The organism is Polaribacter sp. Q13 (assembly GCF_016858305.2).
Lineage (GTDB): Bacteria > Bacteroidota > Bacteroidia > Flavobacteriales > Flavobacteriaceae > Polaribacter.
The window spans coordinates 2,216,625-2,239,450 of sequence record NZ_CP074436.1 but is presented as its reverse complement, the minus strand read 5'-3'; the positions used below and the strand labels follow the sequence as shown (position 1 = coordinate 2,239,450).

Here is a 22,826-nt window from a genome sequence, read left to right as displayed (position 1 = left end):
TAATAAAAAACCAGCGAAAATGAATTCGCTGGTTTAAATTTAATAATTGTTCTGCTATTTTTAGTACTTCTTTAAAGCACTATTCAATAATAACTTTTTTACTTATGGTACCTTTATTGGTATTCATTTTTACAATATAGACACCCGTTATTATTTGTTTTTTAATGTCTAATTGGTATGTAGGTTTTTGTTCATTAATATTCCAAGTACTTACTTTTTTACCAAGGATATCGAATAACTCTACTTTTTGAATGTTTACTTCTTGATTTTTAGAGATGATAATATTGTTATTATCATTGTCTGCATAAATACTTGTTTGTGCAGATAAAATATCTTCATTTAAACCAAGTACTGTAGCTTCTTTAAAGGCAAGTACAAAACGATCTGTATACACACCTTTAGCTAAAGTTAAAGTAGCTTTCTTATCTTTAACGTTATAAGAAGTTCCTGTAAGTTTATCTGTAATGTAAATGTCTCTAGAAACATTCTGAATTTGATCTACCATTAGATTTACTTGACCTGTATAGTCCATTGTAAGTTCTAAAGGCACTTCTAATTCATTAGAGATTTCTTGTACACCTGCAATTACATAATTGTTATCATCTGAAGGGAATTTCCAGTAAAGGTCTGTTTTACCAGTTTCATATACTTTAGAATCATATCCGTTATCAAAATCAAAAGAATTTACTTTATCAAAAGAAATTGCTATTTGATGGTGTAAGAATAAGTCTTCAGCATTTTTATATTCGAAACCTAATTTGATAATAGGTAATAAATTGCTTTTAGTTTCAGTTTTACTGCTTTTTGCATTTGTTTTAAAGAATACAGATTCTGCATTTATACCTCCTTCTTCGGTTACATAAGCTCTTTGACTATTATCAAATTTTATAACTCCACCAGTTCCGTTTCCTTCTACAAAGAAACCTTGTGCCATAGCAATATATGGTTTAGGTTCATTATATTTAGCAGTACCTAAACCAGAAGTTCCGTTATCTTTATTACTAGGGATAGAACTATCTGCAGCTGTTCCTGTTGCTAAGTTAAGTGTTGCATATCCACCAATGTATCCACCAAATATGTGTCCATCGATTCCTTTTCCTTCACCGATAGCACTTTTGTGATGTTCCCAGAAATATAGTGTTTGATTAATAGAACTAACATTGTCTTCCATAAACTTTCTGGCATTCATAGCAGAAGGGAAAGGGTTTCCAATTAAATAATCGTCATTAGCACCAATTTCGGCTACAGTATTAAATTCCCCATCATTAGGTGTACCTATAAATGTGTAATTTTGCACTGCACCTGGCCCTTTAAAAATAAAGCCATCTCCACGATTTATTGCTTTATCTTCATATTTATGTGTCCAATTAGATCTACCGTCAGAGGCAGGAGAATAGGTGTATATCCAGTAATCTGCAAGTGAAATAGGATCTGTTTTAGCACCATCATACCCAGCAACAAATTTAATGTTTTTAGCTACTGTTTTTCCTAATGGAGAAGTGGCATCTAATGGAGTAGTACCATCTTTTAAAACATCTTTTATGGTATAAGTGAAACCTGTATGGTTTACAGGAGAACTCATGTAACCATATCGATATTTACTATCTATCTCTGAGTTCTGCTCTACTAATAGTTTTCCAACACCAGATATTTGAGTTGTTTTTGTGTGCGTTTGTACTAGTTGAGAAGTACCTACTAAACGAATATTTCCTTCTAAAGTAATATCATTGGTAACTACTAATAACTGATTTGTTACTGCTAGTTTTTTAGCTGTGGCTACTTCTAGTTTTCTAGCGCTTAATCTACTTCCTGTATGTTCAAAATCTTCATCAACTACTACGTAACGAGATCTGTCTGGAAAACCGTTGTCCCAAGTACCATCAGATTTTGTTGTGGTTTTCTTAATTCTATGTAAACCTAATAACGTATTCGCATCTGTACTAGATTCTTTTATTTCTGAGATTAAAGGATCTTGAGGATGTCTTACAATAGCTGTTATGTCTTCTTTTTCAGTACCTACCGGTTGATAAGGAGTAATTGCATCATCAATAAATACCACCCATTCACTTGGTGTGTATGTAGTGTTAGTTGTTAGTGTTTCATCTATTCTTACCACTGATGTTTTATTAGTAATATTGGAAATCACATCATATCTATTGGCCCAAGAATAAATACCAGAGGCAGATGAAAGTGTAATAATATCATTAGCACCATATAATTTCGTTAAATCGTTATTAATGATTACTGTTGCATCGGCTGCTATCTCACTCGTAGAAATAATACTATTTGTACTCTTTTTGAATAATACAGATTTACCAGCTTTTAGTACTGTACCAACAATATAAGAAGCATCTGGAGTTACACCTGTTTGATCACCAGTTTTATCTTTGTACAATTGAATTTTAATAGTGTTTGCAGGAATATCAGTTGTACCAATATTGGTTATTTCTATCCATCTTTCTGCACCAAATTGATACACTTGCGTAATCATAACGTTTGCTGCGTCTGGTTTATCTCTATAATCTAAATCTCCTCCCGTATTAATGTCTAGATCTGCATCTCCAAAGGCATCTTGTAAAGAAGTGTCTAAAGTACCCGTATTGGTTACTTTATCCTCATTACCTAAACCGTCATTTACTGTAGATCCTGCAATAGCCGAATCATCATTATCATCAAAGGCATCGTCTAAACCGTCTTTGTCTAGGTCATTACCTGAAGCAACATTATCAGTATCTCCGTTTTCTACAATATCTAAAACACCATCATTGTCAGAATCATCATCTAAATAATCAGGATTATCTGTACCATCTGTATTTTCTGGAATAACACCAAAACCATCATGTCCTCCTATAGTTTCATAGGTATCATCTACACCATTTTTGTTAGTGTCAGTTATACCAGAAACTCCGCTACCAATACCTGTAGGTGCTTTATAGCCTGCAGTTGTTTGTCCTTCTACATTATCTGGAATACCATCATTGTCTGCATCAATATCTAAGAAGTTAGGGATATTGTCTGTGTCTGTATCTCCTTTAGTATATGAATTTGGTTTACCATTGTTGTCTGTATCCCCTCCTGTAATAATTAAAGGAGTACTTGAGCTTAAAGAACCATCTACAACATCATCAAAACCATCATTATCTGTGTCTGTTGTTAATTTACCTGTAGCATCAATATTATCTACTTTTCCGTCTCTATTAGCATCGGTTCCTCCGGCTTCAATAATATCTACGATACCATCGTTGTCTGAGTCTAGGTCTAAATGATTAAGTATTCCGTCTCCGTCTGTATCACCAGTTTTGTAAGAGTTTGGTTTACCATTGTTATCTGTGTCACTACCAGTAACAATTAGCACATTTGCTGTGTTTTCTGAAACACCATCTTGACCAACATCTCCATCTACTTTGTCGTTAAAACCATCGTTGTCTGTATCTATAAAACCATCTGCAATACCATCTCCGTTAGTATCTGTACCACCTGCTTCTATAACATCTGGAATACCATCGTTGTCTGCATCTAAATCTAAAAGATCTAATATTCCGTCTTCATCTTTATCGCCATTAGGGTACGAGTCTGGTTTACCATCTTTATTGTTATCTGATCCTGTAGTTATTAGTGGATTTGTATTAACAACAATAGTGTCTGTACCACTTGTTAAGTTGTTTCCAATATCACCATCTACAGTATCATCTAGACCATCATTGTCGGTATCGTTTTTAAGTGTACCATCTTTGTTTATGTTGTCTACTTTTCCGTTTCCGTCTGTATCTACACCACCAGCTTCTACTATATCTGCAATACCATCATTGTCTGCATCTAAATCTAAGTGATTTGGAATACCATCATTATCTGTGTCTCCACTAGTGTATGAGTCTGGTTTACCATCATTGTTACCATCATTAGCAGTAACTACTAAAGCATTTGCTGTATTTGCAGAGGTACCATCTTGACCAACGTCTCCATCTACATTATCATTAAAACCGTCATTGTCTGTGTCAATAAAATTATCTGCAATACCATCTCCATTAACATCTGTACCACCAGCTTCTATAACGTCTGGAATACCATCGTTGTCTGCATCTAAGTCTTTTGCATCAGAAATACCATCACCGTCAGTATCTGGGTTTGTAATTGTATTGGTATTTGTACCACTATTTACATCATAAAAATCGTCTAAACCATCTCTGTCTAAATCATTTACAAGTGTACCGTCTGCATTAATATCGTCTATTTTTCCATTTCCATCTGTGTCAATTCCACCAGCTTCTACAATATCCGAAATACCGTCATTGTCTGAGTCTAGGTCTAATGCATCTGCAATACCATCACCATCTGTATCTGGGTTTGTAATAGCAGTTCCGTTAGTTCCACCTGTAACGTCCGCATCATAAAGGTCATCTAAACCATCTTTATCAACATCGTTTATTAGTGTACCGTCTGTATTGATATTATCTACTAAACCATCATTATTAGTATCTACACCACCAGCTTCAATAATATCTGTTATACCATCGTTATCTGCATCTAAATCGAAATGATTTGGAACACCATCTCCGTCTGTATCGTATACATCTGGAATACCATTATTATCCGTATCTGTATAATCTGTTGTGCTTCCGTCTCCAGTAGTACCTTTGGTATTTTCTGTGTCTTTGTAATTAGGAATACCATCACCGTCGGCATCACCATCAGGATTGTTTCCTCCATTTTCTACTAAATCTGGAATACCATCATTATCATCATCTAAATCTACAGCATCTGCAATACCATCGTTATCGTTGTCTTTTATATCTCTATAATCAAGATTACCGGTAGCAGGATTTGCTGGGTCAAAGTCATTATCTTCATCTTTAAAAGAGTTTTCTAAAGTAGTTAGCGTAGTAACTGTATTATTACCATTTGCTCCGTCGTTAACAGTTGCTCCGTTTGTACTAGAGTCGTCATTATCATCAAAAATATCAAACAATCCATCACCGTCAGTATCAGCTCCTGAAATTACATTGTGTGTTGTATTACCATTTTCTGCAATATCTAAAACACCATCATTGTCAGAATCGTTGTCTAAATAATCTGGGGTATCTGCACCATCAGTATTTTCTGGAACGATACCTAAGCCATCATATCCTCCGATAGTTTCGTAAACATCATCTATACCATTGTTGTTTGTATCTGCAATAGTAGTTCCTGTTGGAGGAGTATATCCAGCAGTACTTTGTCCTTCTATATTATCTGGAATACCATCGTTATCTGCATCGATGTCTAAAAAGGTTGGTTTACCATCGTTATCTGCATCACCTCTAAGGTAAGAAGTTGGTCTACCATCTGGACTAGTTGGGTTTGTAGGGTCTTTATCTAAGCCTGTAATTATTAAAGCATTTGCTGTATTTGTACCATCAGCATCTTTATTAGTTGTTAAAGGCAATGCATTTGTAGGATCTGCGTCTACTGCATCTAAAAAACCATCATTATCTACATCTAAGAAAGTATCTGCTACATTATCGCCATTGGCGTCAATATCTGCTTTTCCGTCTCTATTGATGTCTGTACCACCTGCTTCTATAACGTCTGTGATACCATCGTTGTCTGAATCTAAGTCTAAATAATCTCTTATTCCATCTCCGTCAGTATCTCCTGTTGTTATAGTGTCTGGTTTACCGTCATTGTTGCTGTCTACACCAGTAGTAAGCAATGGATTTGCACCAGAAACTAATGTGTCTATTCCGTTAATTAATGAGTTTGTAGGGTCTCCATCTATAACATCGTTAAAACCGTCTTTATCTGTATCTTTAAAGTTATCTGCTCTACCATCTCCATTAGAATCTGTACCACCTGCTTCTATAACATCTGGTATACCATCATTATCTGCATCTAAATCTAGTAAATCTAATATTTGGTCTCCATCTGAATCTCCATTAGGATAACTATTTGGTTTTCCGTCATTATCATTATCAGCCCCAGTTATAATTAAAGGATTTGCATTTGTTACTAAAGTATCGTCGTTAAAAACTAAAGTATTAGTAGGATCTCCGTCTACTTTATCATTAAAACCATCTTTATCTACATCTATAAAACCATCTGCTTTACCATCTCCATTAACATCTGTACCACCTGCTTCTATAACATCTGGTATGCCATCATTATCTGCATCTAAATCTAGGTGATTAGGAATGTTATCTTTATCTGAATCTCCTTTTATGTAAGAGTTTGGTTTACCGTCTGGTGTAGTATTTGTAGGATCTGTATCACTACCTGTTAATATTAAAGCATTTGCTGTATTTTCTGATGTTCCGTCTTGTCCAACATCACCATCTACTTTATCATTAAAACCATCGTTATCAGTATCTACAAAACCATCTGCTTTACCATCTCCATTTGTATCTGTACCACCTGCTTCTATAACATCTGGTATACCATCATTATCTGCATCTAAATCTAATGTGTCTGGTATGCCATCTCCATCTGTATCTGGATTTGTAATAGCATTTCCATTAGTACCACCTGTTACATTTGTATCGTAAAGGTCATCTAAACCGTCTTTATCTTTATCGTTTACAAGAGTACCATTTGTATTAATACTATCTATTACTCCATTTCCGTCTGTGTCAATTCCGCCAGCTTCTACTAAATCTGGAATACCATCATTGTCTGAATCTAAATCAAAAGAATTAGGAATACCATCTCCATCTGTATCTGCACAATTATTTGCAAAAACACTTACTAAATCTAGTGAAGCACCAATACCTATAGAACCAGGTACAGGAGGAGATGCTTGAAACTCTATTGAAGTTTCTGTAGTTGTAGCTATAAAAACAGTAGTAAAGCTATACCATTTTTTTGGACCAACAATTCCGTTAATTGTACCTTCTGCTTTTGCTTTTAATGTTTGATCATAAATAGTAGAACTACCTGCATCTTTTACTTTTACATTTAAAGTAACATCTTGACCTGTTCCATGACCAATATCTTCTCCCCAATAAAAAGAAAGTGTATATGTATTTCCTGGTACTGTAGTAAAAGTTTGTGAAAGAATATTGCTTACACCTCCATCGCTTTTATCGTTATTACCAAGAACGTCTATGTATTGCTTTCCATTATAAGCGTTTGCATATGTATTAGGAGACCAACTTGGAGATTGTCCTCCAACCCATCCGTCTAGGTTCTGTGTATAATTCCAACCTGTTAAAGTGTTTGTGTTTAATGTTTTTCCTATAAATGTACCAGAACTATTTGTTCCTCCGTTTGGAAATTCAGATGTACTAGAAAAATCTTGAAGTTCGAAATCACCATTTATAATTAAGTTACCACAGCCTTCATCTGTATCTAAAATTCCGTCATTATCATCATCTAAATCAAAGAAGTCTGATACTCCATCACCATCATTATCTTTAAAATCTCTATAATCTACATCTCCACCTGAATCTAAATCTGAATCTTCATCTCCTAAATTACTTGCATTTGGTGTATCTATTTCATCATTTACGTCATAAGGATCATTCTTATTTGAACCTTCAAAATTATCATCTAAACCATCTCCATCGGTATCTATACCAGACAAACTGTTACTCTCATTTCCATTTTCGGCAATATCTGCAATACCATCATTGTCTGAATCTGAGTCTAAATAATCTGGGCTATCTGTATTGTCTGTATTTGTTGGAGTAATACCTACGGTACCTACTTCATATTTATCGTCGATACCATTATTATTTGCGTCAGCCATAGCTGTACCAACACCACTTGGAGCAATATAATCTGCTGTAGTTTGTGCTTCTATATTGTCTGGAATACCATCATTATCTGCATCGATGTCTAAAAAGTTAGGTAGATTGTCTGTATCAGCATTACCTTTTGTGTAAGTGTCTGCTATTCCATCAGTATTCGTATCTGTACCTGTTGTAATTAAAGCATTACTTGAGTTGTCTGTTCCGTTTACATTACCATCTACAACATCATCAAAACCATCATTATCTGTGTCTGTTGTTAATTTACCTGTAGCATCAATATTATCTACTTTTCCGTCTCTATTAGCATCGGTTCCTCCGGCTTCAATAATATCTACAATACCATCGTTGTCTGAGTCTAAGTCTAAATGATTCGGAATACCATCACCATCGGTGTCAATAGTATTATTATTGCCACCTACCATAGTACCAGTCGCATCTGTTTTTACAAGTGCATTACCGTTTGTACCATTAGTTCCTGGACCGTCTGAAGCATTTGTATCATAAATGTCTGCCAAACCATCGTTGTCTGTATCTGTATCTTCATCTACACGTCCGTCTCCATTAGTATCTACTCCGCCAGCTTCTATTAAATCTGGAATACCATCGTTGTCTGCATCTAAGTCTTTACTGTCTAATAAGCCGTCTCCGTCTGTATCTCCATTCGGATAACTGTCTGGAACACCATCATTATTACCATCTTCACCTGTAATAATTAGTGCTTTTGTATCGTCTGTAGTTCCATTTACATCTCCATCTACAGAATCTGCAAATCCGTCGTTATCATTGTCTGTTGTATCATCTATTCTACCATCTATTCTACCATCTCCATTTGCATCTATACCACCAGCTTCTACAACATCTGGAATACCATCGTTGTCTGAGTCTAAGTCTTGTGCATCTGAAATACCATCTCCATCTGAATCTGGATTAGCAATAGGTGTTCCATTAGTTCCACCTGTTACATTGTTATCATAGATATCTGCTAAACCATCATTATCTGCATCTACCATTGATGTTGGATCTCCATCAGTTGGGTTATCGATTACACCATCTCCATTAGTATCTACACCACCTGCTTCTACAATATCTGCAATACCATCGTTGTCTCCGTCTAAATCTAAATGATTAGCAATGCCGTCTCCGTCTGTATCGTATACATCCGGAATACCATTTCCATCAGCATCTGTATAATTTGTTGCACTACTATCTCCGGTATTACCATTGTCTGTAGTGTCTTTGTAGTTAGGAATTCCGTCTCCATCTTCATCTCCATCAGGGTTGTTTCCTCCGCTTTCTAAAATGTCTGGAATACCATCATTATCATCATCTAAATCTATGTCATCTGTAACCCCATCATAATCAGAATCACCTTGTTTAACAATAATTGTTACTGTTGCTGTATCACAAAGAGAAGTATTTGGCGCAGGTAAACATACTTGGTATTCAAAAGTATCAATTCCTGTAAAATTATCATTTGGTGTATATGTATAAGTACCGTCTGCATTAAACTCTAAAACTCCATTACTAGGGCCAGAACCAACATTGCTGTAAGTAGAACCTACTGGTACCTGATTATTATCTGTAACATTACCATTTATAAAAGGTTGGTTCCAGATAATTTTTGTCTGTGAGTTTGTTGCGTAAGATTGAACAATAAAAAACTTTCCATCACCATGATCGCTTGATGCTGCAGTTAATTGAACTCTAGTAATTTTAGAACCCGTAGGCGCTATTTCGTTTAAATAAAATAAGGCGATACCTAGAGTTCCACCTGTATCTACAACACGGTCTGATAACCAATAGTCAGAACCATCACTTGGTTTTGTTACTGCTCCAGAAACTCCTGTTCCTCCTGGACCAAATTTAGCAGAACCATATGGTTTTACAAAAGTTTCTCCTAAAGAGTGCTCTGTGTTATTAGTGTTAGTTGTACCAAAAACTTCAATATGATAACAGTTGTTAGCGTTTCGTTCTGTAATTGCTACAATTGCTCCTTGGTTAGAAGGAATTGCCGGACTGTATAATAATGATTGTCTTTGCGTTTTTGTATTTATATCTTCTTCCAGAGTAAAATTATCACAAATATCTGCTCCGTTTGGTTTGGCCGTAAAATAATGGTTTAAGTTTTTATCTTGAAAAGCGGCTAAGGCTGCTGTATTCCAAGCAGCACTTCCGTAACCATTTACTGTAGAGGCAGGAGTAGGACCACTATTCTTTATTTGTTTGGCACCATTTAGATTAATGGCATTTTTACTATGACCATCTGGACCTAATTCCGTTAATTGATAACCAGAAGGAGCTACGAATAAATCGTATTCTTCACCATTTATAATAATACTTTCTATAATAGCGGGATGTTTTCTTGTAGGTTGATCAACTGTCCATTTAAAACTTGCACCTGTTTTAATACTCGTTGCATTTGTCTGTGCTTGAGTATTTGTAATAAAAAATAAAAGGAAACTACAGGTAATTAATCCTTTTATAAATAAGTATTTATTTCTCATGTTTTTTTACTTTGATAAATATTTTTTTTACGTTTTTAATGTACAGTGCATTTTATTGCAGACTGCTTTATTTAATCATTTAAGAAAGTTTTAGCAGCTTGTGCATCGTTTTTATGAACGAGTACCAAGTTTAAGACCTTTTTAAAATAGAAAAGTCACTTTTATTTCTAAAGATTAAAGTTATTTATTATTTTATAAGTATTAGTTGTTTTTTTGTGGCTAATTCTTGTCCAATTGCTATTTCATGCTTGAGCGCACGAATAGGCTTGTTTAAACTTTTAAGTATTAAAAACAAGGAAGTTTCTACTTGATTTAAAGTTTTTTTTATTTTTTGAACAAAATAGATGGGGACCTGTATTGTAAAATGAAATATTCCCCCAAATATTTTCATTCCAATTATGAGCTTGGTCATTAAAAAGAAATTTTTAAGTTGCAAAAGTAGTAATTATTAATCATATAGTTTGTACAGCAAACGATTAAGTTTAAAAAATTACGATTTATTTTTTAAATTTTAGATTCAGAAATAACTTTAGCATGACAAATTTTACCCATTTATGTTGCATTTATGATCACAAAAAAAACCAGCGAAAATGAATTCGCTGGTTTAAATTTAATAATTGTTCTGCTATTTTAAGTACTTCTCTAAAGCATTATTCAATAACTACTTTCTTGTTTATTGAACCTTTATTGGTATTCATTTTTACAATGTAGACACCTGTTGGTATTTGTTTGTTGATGTCTAATTGGTACGTGGTTTTTTGCTCTTTAATATTCCAAAGACTCACTTTTTTACCAAGTATGTCATACAACTCAACTTTATTAATTGCTACTTCATTGTTTTTAGAAATTACAATTTGATGGTTTTCGTTGTCTGCATAGATATTAGTATATGCAGCTAAGATATCTTCATCTAAACCAAGTACAGAAGTTTCTTTAAAAGCGAATACAAAACGATCTGTATATGTACCTTTCTCTAGGTCTAAAGTAATTATATCACTAGTAATGTTATAAGAAATTCCTGTAAGCTTATCTGTAATGTAAATGTCTCTAGATACATTCTGAATTTCATCTACCATTAGATTTACTTGACCTGTATAGTCCATTGCAAGTTCTAAAGGCACTTCTAATTCATTAGAGATTTCTTGTACACCTGCAATTACATAATTGTTATCATCTGAAGGGAATTTCCAGTATAGGTCTGTTTTACCAGTTTCGTATACTTCAGAGTCATATCCGTTATCAAAATCAAAAGAATTTACTTGATCAAAAGAAATTGCTATTTGATGGTGTAAGAATAAGTCTTCAGCATTTTTATATTCGAAACCTAATTTAATAATAGGTAATAAATTGCTTTTAGTTTCAGTTTTACTGCTTTTTGCATTTGTTTTAAAGAATACAGATTCTGCATTTATACCACCTTCTTCGGTTACATAAGCTCTTTGACTATTATCAAATTTTATAACTCCACCAGTTCCGTTTCCTTCTACAAAGAAACCTTGTGCCATAGCAATATATGGTTTAGGTTCATTATATTTAGCAGTACCTAAACCAGAAGTTCCGTTATCTTTATTACTAGGGATAGAACTATCTGCAGCTGTTCCTGTTGCTAAGTTAAGTGTTGCATATCCACCAATGTATCCACCAAATATGTGTCCATCGATTCCGTTTCCTTCACCGATAGCACTTTTGTGATGTTCCCAGAAATATAGTGTTTGATTAATAGAACTAACATTGTCTTCCATAAACTTTCTAGCATTCATAGCAGAAGGAAAAGGGTTACCAACTAAATAATCTTCACCAGCACCAATAGGAAGTGCTGTATTAAAGTTACCATCATTAGGAATACCTATAAAAGTATAATTTTGTTCTTTTCCAGGTCCTTTAAAAATAAACCCATCACCTCTATCTATTGTTCCCGCTCTCCACTTATGTACCCAATTAGCTCTTCCTGTAGATCCTGGAGCGTATGTGTATATCCAGTAATCTGCTAAAGAAATAGCCACGGTATTTGTAGTTTCGTCATAAGTACCATCATATCCACTAACAAAAGTAATATCTTTTGCTATGGTAGTTCCTACTACAGAGGTAGCATCTAATGGTATAGTACCATCTTTAAGAACATCTTCTATGGAGTATGTAGAGCCAGATGAATTAACTGGGGAGCTCATGTACCCATATCTATATAAACTTGGTATTGTAGAATTTTGATCTACTAAAAGATTCCCCATAACACCTGCAGTTGTACTTGTAATTGTACTAGTACCTGTGTGTGTTTGTACTAATTGAGATGTACCAGCTAAACGGATATTACCATCTAAAATAATATCATTAGTAACTACTAACAATTGATCTGTTACTGTTAACGTGAAAGTAGCAGCTACTTCTAGTTTTCTAGCACTTAATCTATTACCAGTATGTTCAAAATCTTGGTCTATTACTACGTGACGAGATCTGTCTGGGAATCCATTTGTCCAAGTGTTACTGCTAGAATTAGAAGTTGTAATATTAACTCTATGTAAACCTAACAAAGTATTTGCCTCTAAACTAGACTTTTTTATTTCAGAGATTAAAGCATCTTGAGGATGTCTTACAATAGCTGTTATGTCAGCTGTTTCAGTACCTACCGGTTGATAAGGAGTAATTGCATCATCAATAAATACTACCCAATCAGAACTTATATAGTCTTTTATAGGTCCAAATGTATTATCACCTCTGTCATCAATTCTTACAACTGAAGTGTTGTTTGCGATGTCTTTAACAACATCATATCTATTGGCCCATGAAGTAGTACCTGTAGCGGTAGAAAGTGTAATTATATCATTTCCTCCTTCAAGATCTGTTAAGTCATCTTTTTCAACAACTGTTGCCGTACTTCTTAAATTCACAATTCCGTTTGCAGAGTTTTTAAACAATACAGATTCACCAGCTTCTAATAAAGTTGTAATTGTATAAGAAACGTTTGGCGCTTCTGTAGGATCCGTTGTTTGATCTTTATACAATTGTACTATAATAGTATTTGCAAGAATATCTGTTGTCCCAATATTTGTAATTTCAATCCATCTTTCTGTACCAACTTGATATACTTGTGTAATCATTGCATCTGCAGCAATTATTTTAGGAATCGAAGTCAAATACAAAGTAGCTTGGTCACAAGCTTGTGGAGTTGCATTATCACATACGTTGTATATTACCGGAACAGTTCCAGCAAAATCAGATTCAGGAACAAAAGTATAAGAACCATCGGTTGCTATGGTTACTGTACCAATATTTGGAATAACATTTGTTTGTGCTGTAACTGTTTGCGTATTTCCTTCAGGATCATTATCGTTACTCAATACATTACCGGAGATTTCTTCTCCTTGTGGAGCAGAGTTGGCATCATCATTTGCAAAAGTATTATTTCCTAAATTGTCAATAACATCTATGCTAAGAATTGCGGTGTCTGTACCACCGTTTCCATCAGAAATTGTGTAGGTAATATCGTCTACAGTTCCTGTAAAATCAGTAGCAGGAATAAACTCATAAGTTCCATTCGTATTTAATTGAAGAGTACCTGCATTTGCAACTACAACTCCATTTTTATCTTTACCAGTAACTTGTGTTGCAGTATCAATAGTTAATCCATTAGCAGCGGTTACTGTTAAAGTATCTCCATCAAGATCAGAATCATTAGAAAGTACCGTTGCGTTTGTAATTGTTGTATTAACTTCCGTAGTATTAACATCGTTTTGCGCCGTTGGCGGATTGCTATTTGGCTGCACATTCGGAATTACTTCAATAGACAATATTGCTGTATCCGTAGCAGTACCATCACCTTTACCAGTATAGGTTATCGGATCGATAGTTCCTGTAAAACCAGCGGTAGGTTCAAAAGAGTAAGTTCCGTCAGATTTAATAGTAATTGTACCAGCATTTGTAACTAGATTTCCGTTTTCATCTACACCGGGTACGTTTGTAATTACTATACTACCTGGAGTTCCTCCAGTTGCTGTAGGAACAGTATAATCAGTAGTTCCTACTTTTACAGTAGTTACACTATCAACACCTTCATCATTTGTTAATAAAGCACCGTCCACAGGTGTGTCTTGTGGCGTTTGATTGATATCATTTTCAGCCGTAATATCTACAGGAATCGAAGTCAAATACAAAGTAGCTTGGTCACAAGCAGGAGTCGTTGCGTCATCACATGCTGTGTAAGTAACAGGCAAAGTACCAACAAAAGTAGATTCTGGTTTAAAGGTGTATGCACCTGTTTCAGGATTTACATCAATTGTACCAACTTTCACTCCATCTTCATAAACATTTATTGGAGTTCCAGCAACTGGAGTAACCGAAGTTGCTATTCCGTCTCCATTTGTGTCTACTAAAATACTTGTAATATCTTGGTCGTTACCTTCTGGGTCATTATCGTTCGCCAATAAGTTTCCAGTCATATCTGTTCCTTGTGGAGCAGAGTTGGCATCATCATTAGCAAAAGTGTTATTTCCTAAATTGTCAATAACATCTATGCTAAGAATTGCGGTGTCTGTACCACCGTTTCCATCAGAAATTGTGTAGGTAATATCGTCTACAGTTCCTGTAAAATCAGTAGCAGGAATAAACTCATAAGTTCCATTCGTATTTAATTGAAGAGTACCTGCATTTGCAACTACAACTCCATTTTTATCTTTACCAGTAACTTGTGTTGCAGTATCAATAGTTAATCCATTAGCAGCGGTTACTGTTAAAGTATCTCCATCAAGATCAGAATCATTAGAAAGTACCGTTGCGTTTGTAATTGTTGTATTAACTTCCGTAGTATTAACATCGTTTTGCGCCGTTGGCGGATTGCTATTTGGCTGCACATTCGGAATTACTTCAATAGACAATATTGCTGTATCCGTAGCAGTACCATCACCTTTACCAGTATAGGTTATCGGATCGATAGTTCCTGTAAAACCAGCGGTAGGTTCAAAAGAGTAAGTTCCGTCAGATTTAATAGTAATTGTACCAGCATTTGTAACTAGATTTCCGTTTTCATCTACACCGGGTACGTTTGTAATTACTATACTACCTGGAGTTCCTCCAGTTGCTGTAGGAACAGTATAATCAGTAGTTCCTACTTTTACAGTAGTTACACTATCAACACCTTCATCATTTGTTAATAAAGCACCGTCCACAGGTGTGTCTTGTGGCGTTTGATTGATATCATTTTCAGCCGTAATATCTACAGGAATCGAAGTCAAATACAAAGTAGCTTGGTCACAAGCAGGAGTCGTTGCGTCATCACATGCTGTGTAAGTAACAGGCAAAGTACCAACAAAAGTAGATTCTGGTTTAAAGGTGTATGCACCTGTTTCAGGATTTACATCAATTGTACCAACTTTCACTCCATCTTCATAAACATTTATTGGAGTTCCAGCAACTGGAGTAACCGAAGTTGCTATTCCGTCTCCATTTGTGTCTACTAAAATACTTGTAATATCTTGGTCGTTACCTTCTGGGTCATTATCGTTCGCCAATAAGTTTCCAGTCATATCTGTTCCTTGTGGAGCAGAGTTGGCATCATCATTAGCAAAAGTGTTATTTCCTAAATTGTCAATAACATCTATGCTAAGAATTGCGGTGTCTGTACCACCGTTTCCATCAGAAATTGTGTAGGTAATATCGTCTACAGTTCCTGTAAAATCAGTAGCAGGAATAAACTCATAAGTTCCATTCGTATTTAATTGAAGAGTACCTGCATTTGCAACTACAACTCCATTTTTATCTTTACCAGTAACTTGTGTTGCAGTATCAATAGTTAATCCATTAGCAGCGGTTACTGTTAAAGTATCTCCATCAAGATCAGAATCATTAGAAAGTACCGTTGCGTTTGTAATTGTTGTATTAACTTCCGTAGTATTAACATCGTTTTGCGCCGTTGGCGGATTGCTATTTGGCTGCACATTCGGAATTACTTCAATAGACAATATTGCTGTATCCGTAGCAGTACCATCACCTTTACCAGTATAGGTTATCGGATCGATAGTTCCTGTAAAACCAGCGGTAGGTTCAAAAGAGTAAGTTCCGTCAGATTTAATAGTAATTGTACCAGCATTTGTAACTAGATTTCCGTTTTCATCTACACCGGGTACGTTTGTAATTACTATACTACCTGGAGTTCCTCCAGTTGCTGTAGGAACAGTATAATCAGTAGTTCCTACTTTTACAGTAGTTACACTATCAACACCTTCATCATTTGTTAATAAAGCACCGTCCACAGGTGTGTCTTGTGGCGTTTGATTGATATCATTTTCAGCCGTAATATCTACAGGAATCGAAGTCAAATACAAAGTAGCTTGGTCACAAGCAGGAGTCGTTGCGTCATCACATGCTGTGTAAGTAACAGGCAAAGTACCAACAAAAGTAGATTCTGGTTTAAAGGTGTATGCACCTGTTTCAGGATTTACATCAATTGTACCAACTTTCACTCCATCTTCATAAACATTTATTGGAGTTCCAGCAACTGGAGTAACCGAAGTTGCTATTCCGTCTCCATTTGTGTCTACTAAAATACTTGTAATATCTTGGTCGTTACCTTCTGGGTCATTATCGTTCGCCAATAAGTTTCCAGTCATATCTGTTCCTTGTGGAGCAGAGTTGGCATCATCATTAGCAAAAGTGTTATTTCCTAAATTGTCAATAACATCTATGCTAAGAATTGCGGTGTCTGTACCACCGTTTCCATCAGAAATTGTGTAGGTAATATCGTCTACAGTTCCTGTAAAATCAGTAGCAGGAATAAACTCATAAGTTCCATTCGTATTTAATTGAAGAGTACCTGCATTTGCAACTACAACTCCATTTTTATCTTTACCAGTAACTTGTGTTGCAGTATCAATAGTTAATCCATTAGCAGCGGTTACTGTTAAAGTATCTCCATCAAGATCAGAATCATTAGAAAGTACCGTTGCGTTTGTAATTGTTGTATTAACTTCCGTAGTATTAACATCGTTTTGCGCCGTTGGCGGATTGCTATTTGGCTGCACATTCGGAATTACTTCAATAGACAATATTGCTGTATCCGTAGCAGTACCATCACCTTTACCAGTATAGGTTATCGGATCGATAGTTCCTGTAAAACCAGCGGTAGGTTCAAAAGAGTAAGTTCCGTCAGATTTAATAGTAATTGTACCAGCATTTGTAACTAGATTTCCGTTTTCATCTACACCGGGTACGTTTGTAATTACTATACTACCTGGAGTTCCTCCAGTTGCTGTAGGAACAGTATAATCAGTAGTTCCTACTTTTACAGTAGTTACACTATCAACACCTTCATCATTTGTTAATAAAGCACCGTCCACAGGTGTGTCTTGTGGCGTTTGATTGATATCATTTTCAGCCGTAATATCTACAGGAATCGAAGTCAAATACAAAGTAGCTTGGTCACAAGCAGGAGTCGTTGCGTCATCACATGCTGTGTAAGTAACAGGCAAAGTACCAACAAAAGTAGATTCTGGTTTAAAGGTGTATGCACCTGTTTCAGGATTTACATCAATTGTACCAACTTTCACTCCATCTTCATAAACATTTATTGGAGTTCCAGCAACTGGAGTAACCGAAGTTGCTGTTCCGTCTCCATTTGTGTCTACTAAAATACTAGTAATATCTTGGTCATTACCTTCTGGGTCATTATCGTTCGCCAATAAGTTTCCAGTCATATCTGTTCCTTGCGGCGCAGAGTTTGCATCATCATTTGTAAAAGTATTGTTGCCAAAATTAGCAATTACATCTATACTAAGAATTGCGGTATCTTTTAAACCATCAGGATCAGTTATGGTGTATGTAATATCATTAATGGTACCTGTAAAGTCTGTAGAAGGAACAAACGTATAGGTTCCGTCAGCATTTAAAGTAAGATCACCAGCATCTGTAACATCATTTCCGTCTTTATCTTTTCCAGAAACTTGAGTTGCAGTACCGGTAGTAACCTGCGTAGAAGAAACTGTCAATTCAGCATTTGTATTATCTGTATCAGAATCATTAGCCAATACAGTTGAGCCTGTAATTGTTGTATTAACTTCCGTAGTATTAACATCGTTTTGCGCCGTTGGCGGATTGCTATTTGGCTGCACATTCAGAATTACTTCAATAGATAATATTGCTGTATCTGTAGCAGTACCATCACCTTTACCAGTATAGGTTATCGGATCGATAGTTCCTGTAAAACCAGCGGTAGGTTCAAAAGAGTAAGTTCCGTCAGATTTAATAGTTATTGAACCTGCATTTGTAACTAGATTTCCGTTTTCATCTACACCGGGTACGTTTGTAATTACTACACTTCCTGGAGTTCCAGTAGTTCCTGCAGGAACAGTATAATCAGTAGTTCCTACTTTTACAGTAGTTACGCTATCAACACCTTCATCATTTGTTAATAAAGCACCGTCCACAGGTGTGTCTTGTGGCGTTTGATTGATATCGTTTTCTGCCGTAATATCTACAGGAATCGAAGTCAAATACAAAGTAGCTTGGTCACAAGCAGGAGTCGTTGCGTCATCACATGCTGTGTAAGTAACAGGCAAAGTACCAACAAAAGTAGATTCTGGTTTAAAGGTGTATGCACCTGTTTCAGGATTTACATCAATTGTACCAACTTTCACTCCATCTTCATAAACATTTATTGGAGTTCCAGCAACTGGAGTAACCGAAGTTGCTGTTCCGTCTCCATTTGTGTCTACTAAAATACTAGTAATATCTTGGTCATTACCTTCTGGGTCATTATCGTTCGCCAATAAGTTTCCAGTCATATCTGTTCCTTGCGGCGCAGAGTTTGCATCATCATTTGTAAAAGTATTGTTGCCAAAATTAGCAATTACATTTAAGTTAAGAATTGCGGTATCAGTTCCACCATTTCCATCAGAAACAGTGTAGGTAATATCATTTACAGTACCTGTAAAACCTGTAGCCGGAATAAATGTATACGTTCCATCGGTATTTAATTGAACAGTACCCGCATTTACAGTAGCTCCATTTTCATCTACACCGCTAACAGAAGAAGCAGAACCAATAGTTAAACCTGTTGCAGATGTTACTGTAAGAGGATTACTATCTGGATCACTATCATTATTAAGTACGGTACCGTTTACCGTTGTATTTAACTCTGTAGTATTTACATCGTTTTGCGCTGTTGGCGGATTATTTCCAACTGGCTGAATGTTTGGAATTACTTCAATGGATAAAGTAGCTGTATCTGTTTCATTATCTGCTCCCTCACCTGTATAGGTTATCGGATCGATAGTTCCTGTAAAACCAGGAGTAGGAGTAAAGGTATACGTTCCGTCTTCTTTGATTGTAATTGTACCAGCATTAGGAACTGCAACATTGTTTTCATCTACACCAGGAATATTATTAATAGTTACTCCTGCAGTAGTAACAGCAGTTGTAGTACCATTTATAATAACCGAAGTTACACTTGTTACATTTTCGTCATTAGTTAATAATGCGCCATCAACAGATGTATTTATGGGAGTTTGATTGATGTCATTTACTGTGTTTACAGCTGTATTACATTCTGAACTTTGAATGTCTTTGTCGGTAGAAGTACCAGCACCCTGGCCTTGACCACCGGCACTTACAGCAGTAGGAACTCCATCTGAATCTACGGTTCCGGTTATTGCACCTGTGCTTGTTAATTGAGAAGCTGTAATTGTTTCTGCACCTTCTAAGGCATCAAAACAACCGTCTCCATCACTATCTAAATCTAAGTGATTTGAAATTCCGTCGCCGTCTGTATCTTGAGAACTACAATTTAAAGTTATAGTAGCTTCTACCCATTCAGTTCTACCACCACTTCTAGCAACCATATCTACTTGTACATATTGTGTAGCACTTTCTAGAGTATAACTATAGTCTGCTAAAGTATCTACACCAACAGCATTTGTTTGTGAATTTATTAAATTAGTAGTTGAATAGGTGCCTAAAGGGATTTCTGATGTTACGACTGTTCTTGTACTTGTGTTATTTCCCCAAATATCAAACTTAATTGTAGTTCCTGATTCATATACTTGACCTAAATCTAAAATAAAATAATGACTAGTATTATTCATAGCAAACCCGTCGTCTGCAACAACATCCCCATCATTTATAGATGTAGTAGAAGCAAAACCTTGAGAATCAGTTATACCATCTGTAGCAGTAGAAGCTGAAAGACAATTTAATTCGTCAGTGTCTAAAATACCATCGTTATCATCATCTAAATCTTCAAAATCTGCTATTCCATCATTATCGTTATCTTCACAAGTATTTGCAGTAGCATTTAAATAATAAGTATTTGGAGTGCTATATGAAGCAGAAGTTACCTTACCATTACTACTGTTAACGGTTGGAGTACCAGTACCATAAGTACCATTATTGTCTCCGTCTGCATTATTAACGGTACCGTAATATGCTTCATCAGCATCGCTACAACCATCATTATCACTATCTGTATCTAAATAATCTGGTATGCCATCATTGTCTGTATCTGCAGGAACACAGAAAGACAAATCTCCTATTGCAGTTGCCTGGTTTCCAGAAGCACTGTTTGCTACTTGTTTATAGTGAATTACTAACTTATCTACGGGAACCGAAAAATTGATTTGTAAATTTTCATCTGTACCTGCACCTGTAAAAGTATTATCAGAAGAATTGGTAATACTTCCGCTGAACGTATAATCTGAGGGTGTCATTATATAAGAAGATCCTTGTGATATAACCTCAAAATAAATTTCATCGATAAACGATATAGCAGCATCTACGTCATAAACCGTAAAAGACAAATCATTAACCGATCTAGAAAATTGGAATGTATTTATAGTTTCTCCATATGATATCGATTCTTGTCGCCAAACGTATGCGTATGTTGTAGAATAAGAGTTTTCAATTTTCCAATTTCCAGTTGTATTAGTTGTTCTTGAAACAGTTACATCTACACCATCAAAACTTAAAGTTGGACTAGCGGTAGCAGTTGTAGGATCATCTCCAGTACTTGGACTAGTTCCTTCATTAAAATGATCGCTCCAAACTAAATTTTGAGGAGAACAATTATATTCAGTTGTATCTAAAATACCATCATTATCATCATCTAAGTCTAAATAATCATCTACACCATCATTATCATTATCACAAGATACCGTTCCTGTAACTGTAAATGTTAAATTACAATCTGGGTCATCTACATCTGTAATAGTAATAGTTCTGTCGTTACTATCTGCACCGCCAGTTATAATAAAAACAGTAGATGTACCGTATGAACCTGTACTTACTGTAGTGTCTGAAATTGTATATGATCCTCCTGTTTTACCGTTTCCTGTTAAATTTAATGTAAATTGTAAGTCAGAACCGTTTATACAAGAGCCATTTAGTGTGCCAGGATCATTTAAAGCACAAGGTATTGTACCGTCTAAATTAGCACAGACTTCTGTGGTATCCATTGGGTTATTACAACTACCATTATCAGCACAATTATATGTAACTGATGGGTCTATTTTTGTACTTTGTATTGGTACACCTGTAGTAAATGTGTATGAGAAATCTAGATTTGGGCCAACTGTTCCACTAATATTTGATTGACCACCAATTTTAATATAACCTGTTTTAGATTCTGATGTTGGAGGACCTGTTACATTTCCACCACCTTGTATCCTTGATTTAATATCTGCAAACCCTTCGTTATAAAACTCTCCAGTTAGATTTATATCTCCGTTTACAGAAAAACTACCAAAATTTTTAAATACCGATGTATTTTGTCCTATTTCTACTGACCCATTATTAATATTAAAAGTACCTGTATTAACAACCAATCCTTTGTTGTTAAAAGAGTTATCAGATGTAAATTCTGCACAGTTAACAAAAGTTGTTTCAGAACTTATTTGAAAATTATTACCAACAACCATTATATTCTGGTTTCTAAAATGACTTAAACCAGTACCTTGAGCATTTATTTCACCACCAACAGTTAGTGTGCCTATATTGTCAATTTCATTTTTAGAACCTGATCCAAATTGTAATGATTGACTAACATTTAGTTTTCCTTCATTATATATTTCATTTTTACCACCGTTAAAACTAATTGTGTTTAAAGCTGTAAATGTTCCTGTTTTACTTATTTTTACTTTTACATTAGCATCAAATTGTGGGTTTTGGTTAAAAATCAATTCGCCACCTTCTATTATAAAAGAGATACTTCCTGCAGAAGAAGAAGAATTTGAAATTGTTAAAGAATTTCCTTCCGAAATACAAATCACTGCTCCATCATTAAAAGTAGCAGTTGAATTATAAATACGAATTGCACCTTCAATTTTAGTAACACCTGCTAAAAAAGTATAGTTACTGCTTTGGTCACTATCTAGAGTGAAATTAGGACTATCACATTGTGCATTTGTATTTATTAAAGAAAACAACACAAATACAATGAATAAATGTAAAGGAGTTTTAAATTTAAAACGAATTATTCCCCCAAATAGTTTCGTTTTTAGTAGATATTTAATCATGTAAGAAAATTTTTTAAAAAGTGCAAAAAAATGTTATTATTAATAAGCCATCAAGGTTAAGACCCTTTTAGAATTAAAAAGTCACTTTAATTATTATTTAAATTTTT

General features: G+C 35.1%; 2 protein-coding genes. Both read right to left on the bottom strand.

Annotated features, from left to right (window positions below):
* Positions 1 to 79: 79 nt before the first annotated feature.
* Positions 80 to 10,228: a T9SS type A sorting domain-containing protein gene (locus tag JOP69_RS09370; protein WP_215602574.1), complete on the bottom strand. Its 10,149-nt coding sequence runs from the start codon at positions 10,226 to 10,228 to the stop codon at positions 80 to 82.
* 650 nt (positions 10,229 to 10,878) lie between these two features.
* Entirely contained in the window at positions 10,879 to 22,719 is an 11,841-nt protein-coding gene (locus tag JOP69_RS09365) for a cadherin-like domain-containing protein (RefSeq protein WP_215602571.1), read from the bottom strand.
* Positions 22,720 to 22,826: the final 107 nt, after the last annotated feature.

What these genes read in the sequence shown, in the direction of transcription:
- JOP69_RS09370 (WP_215602574.1), bottom strand. Translation starts at nt 10,228, where the DNA reads ATGAGAAATAAATACTTATTTATAAAAGGATTAATTACCTGTAGTTTC.
- JOP69_RS09365 (WP_215602571.1), bottom strand. Translation starts at nt 22,719, where the DNA reads ATGATTAAATATCTACTAAAAACGAAACTATTTGGGGGAATAATTCGT.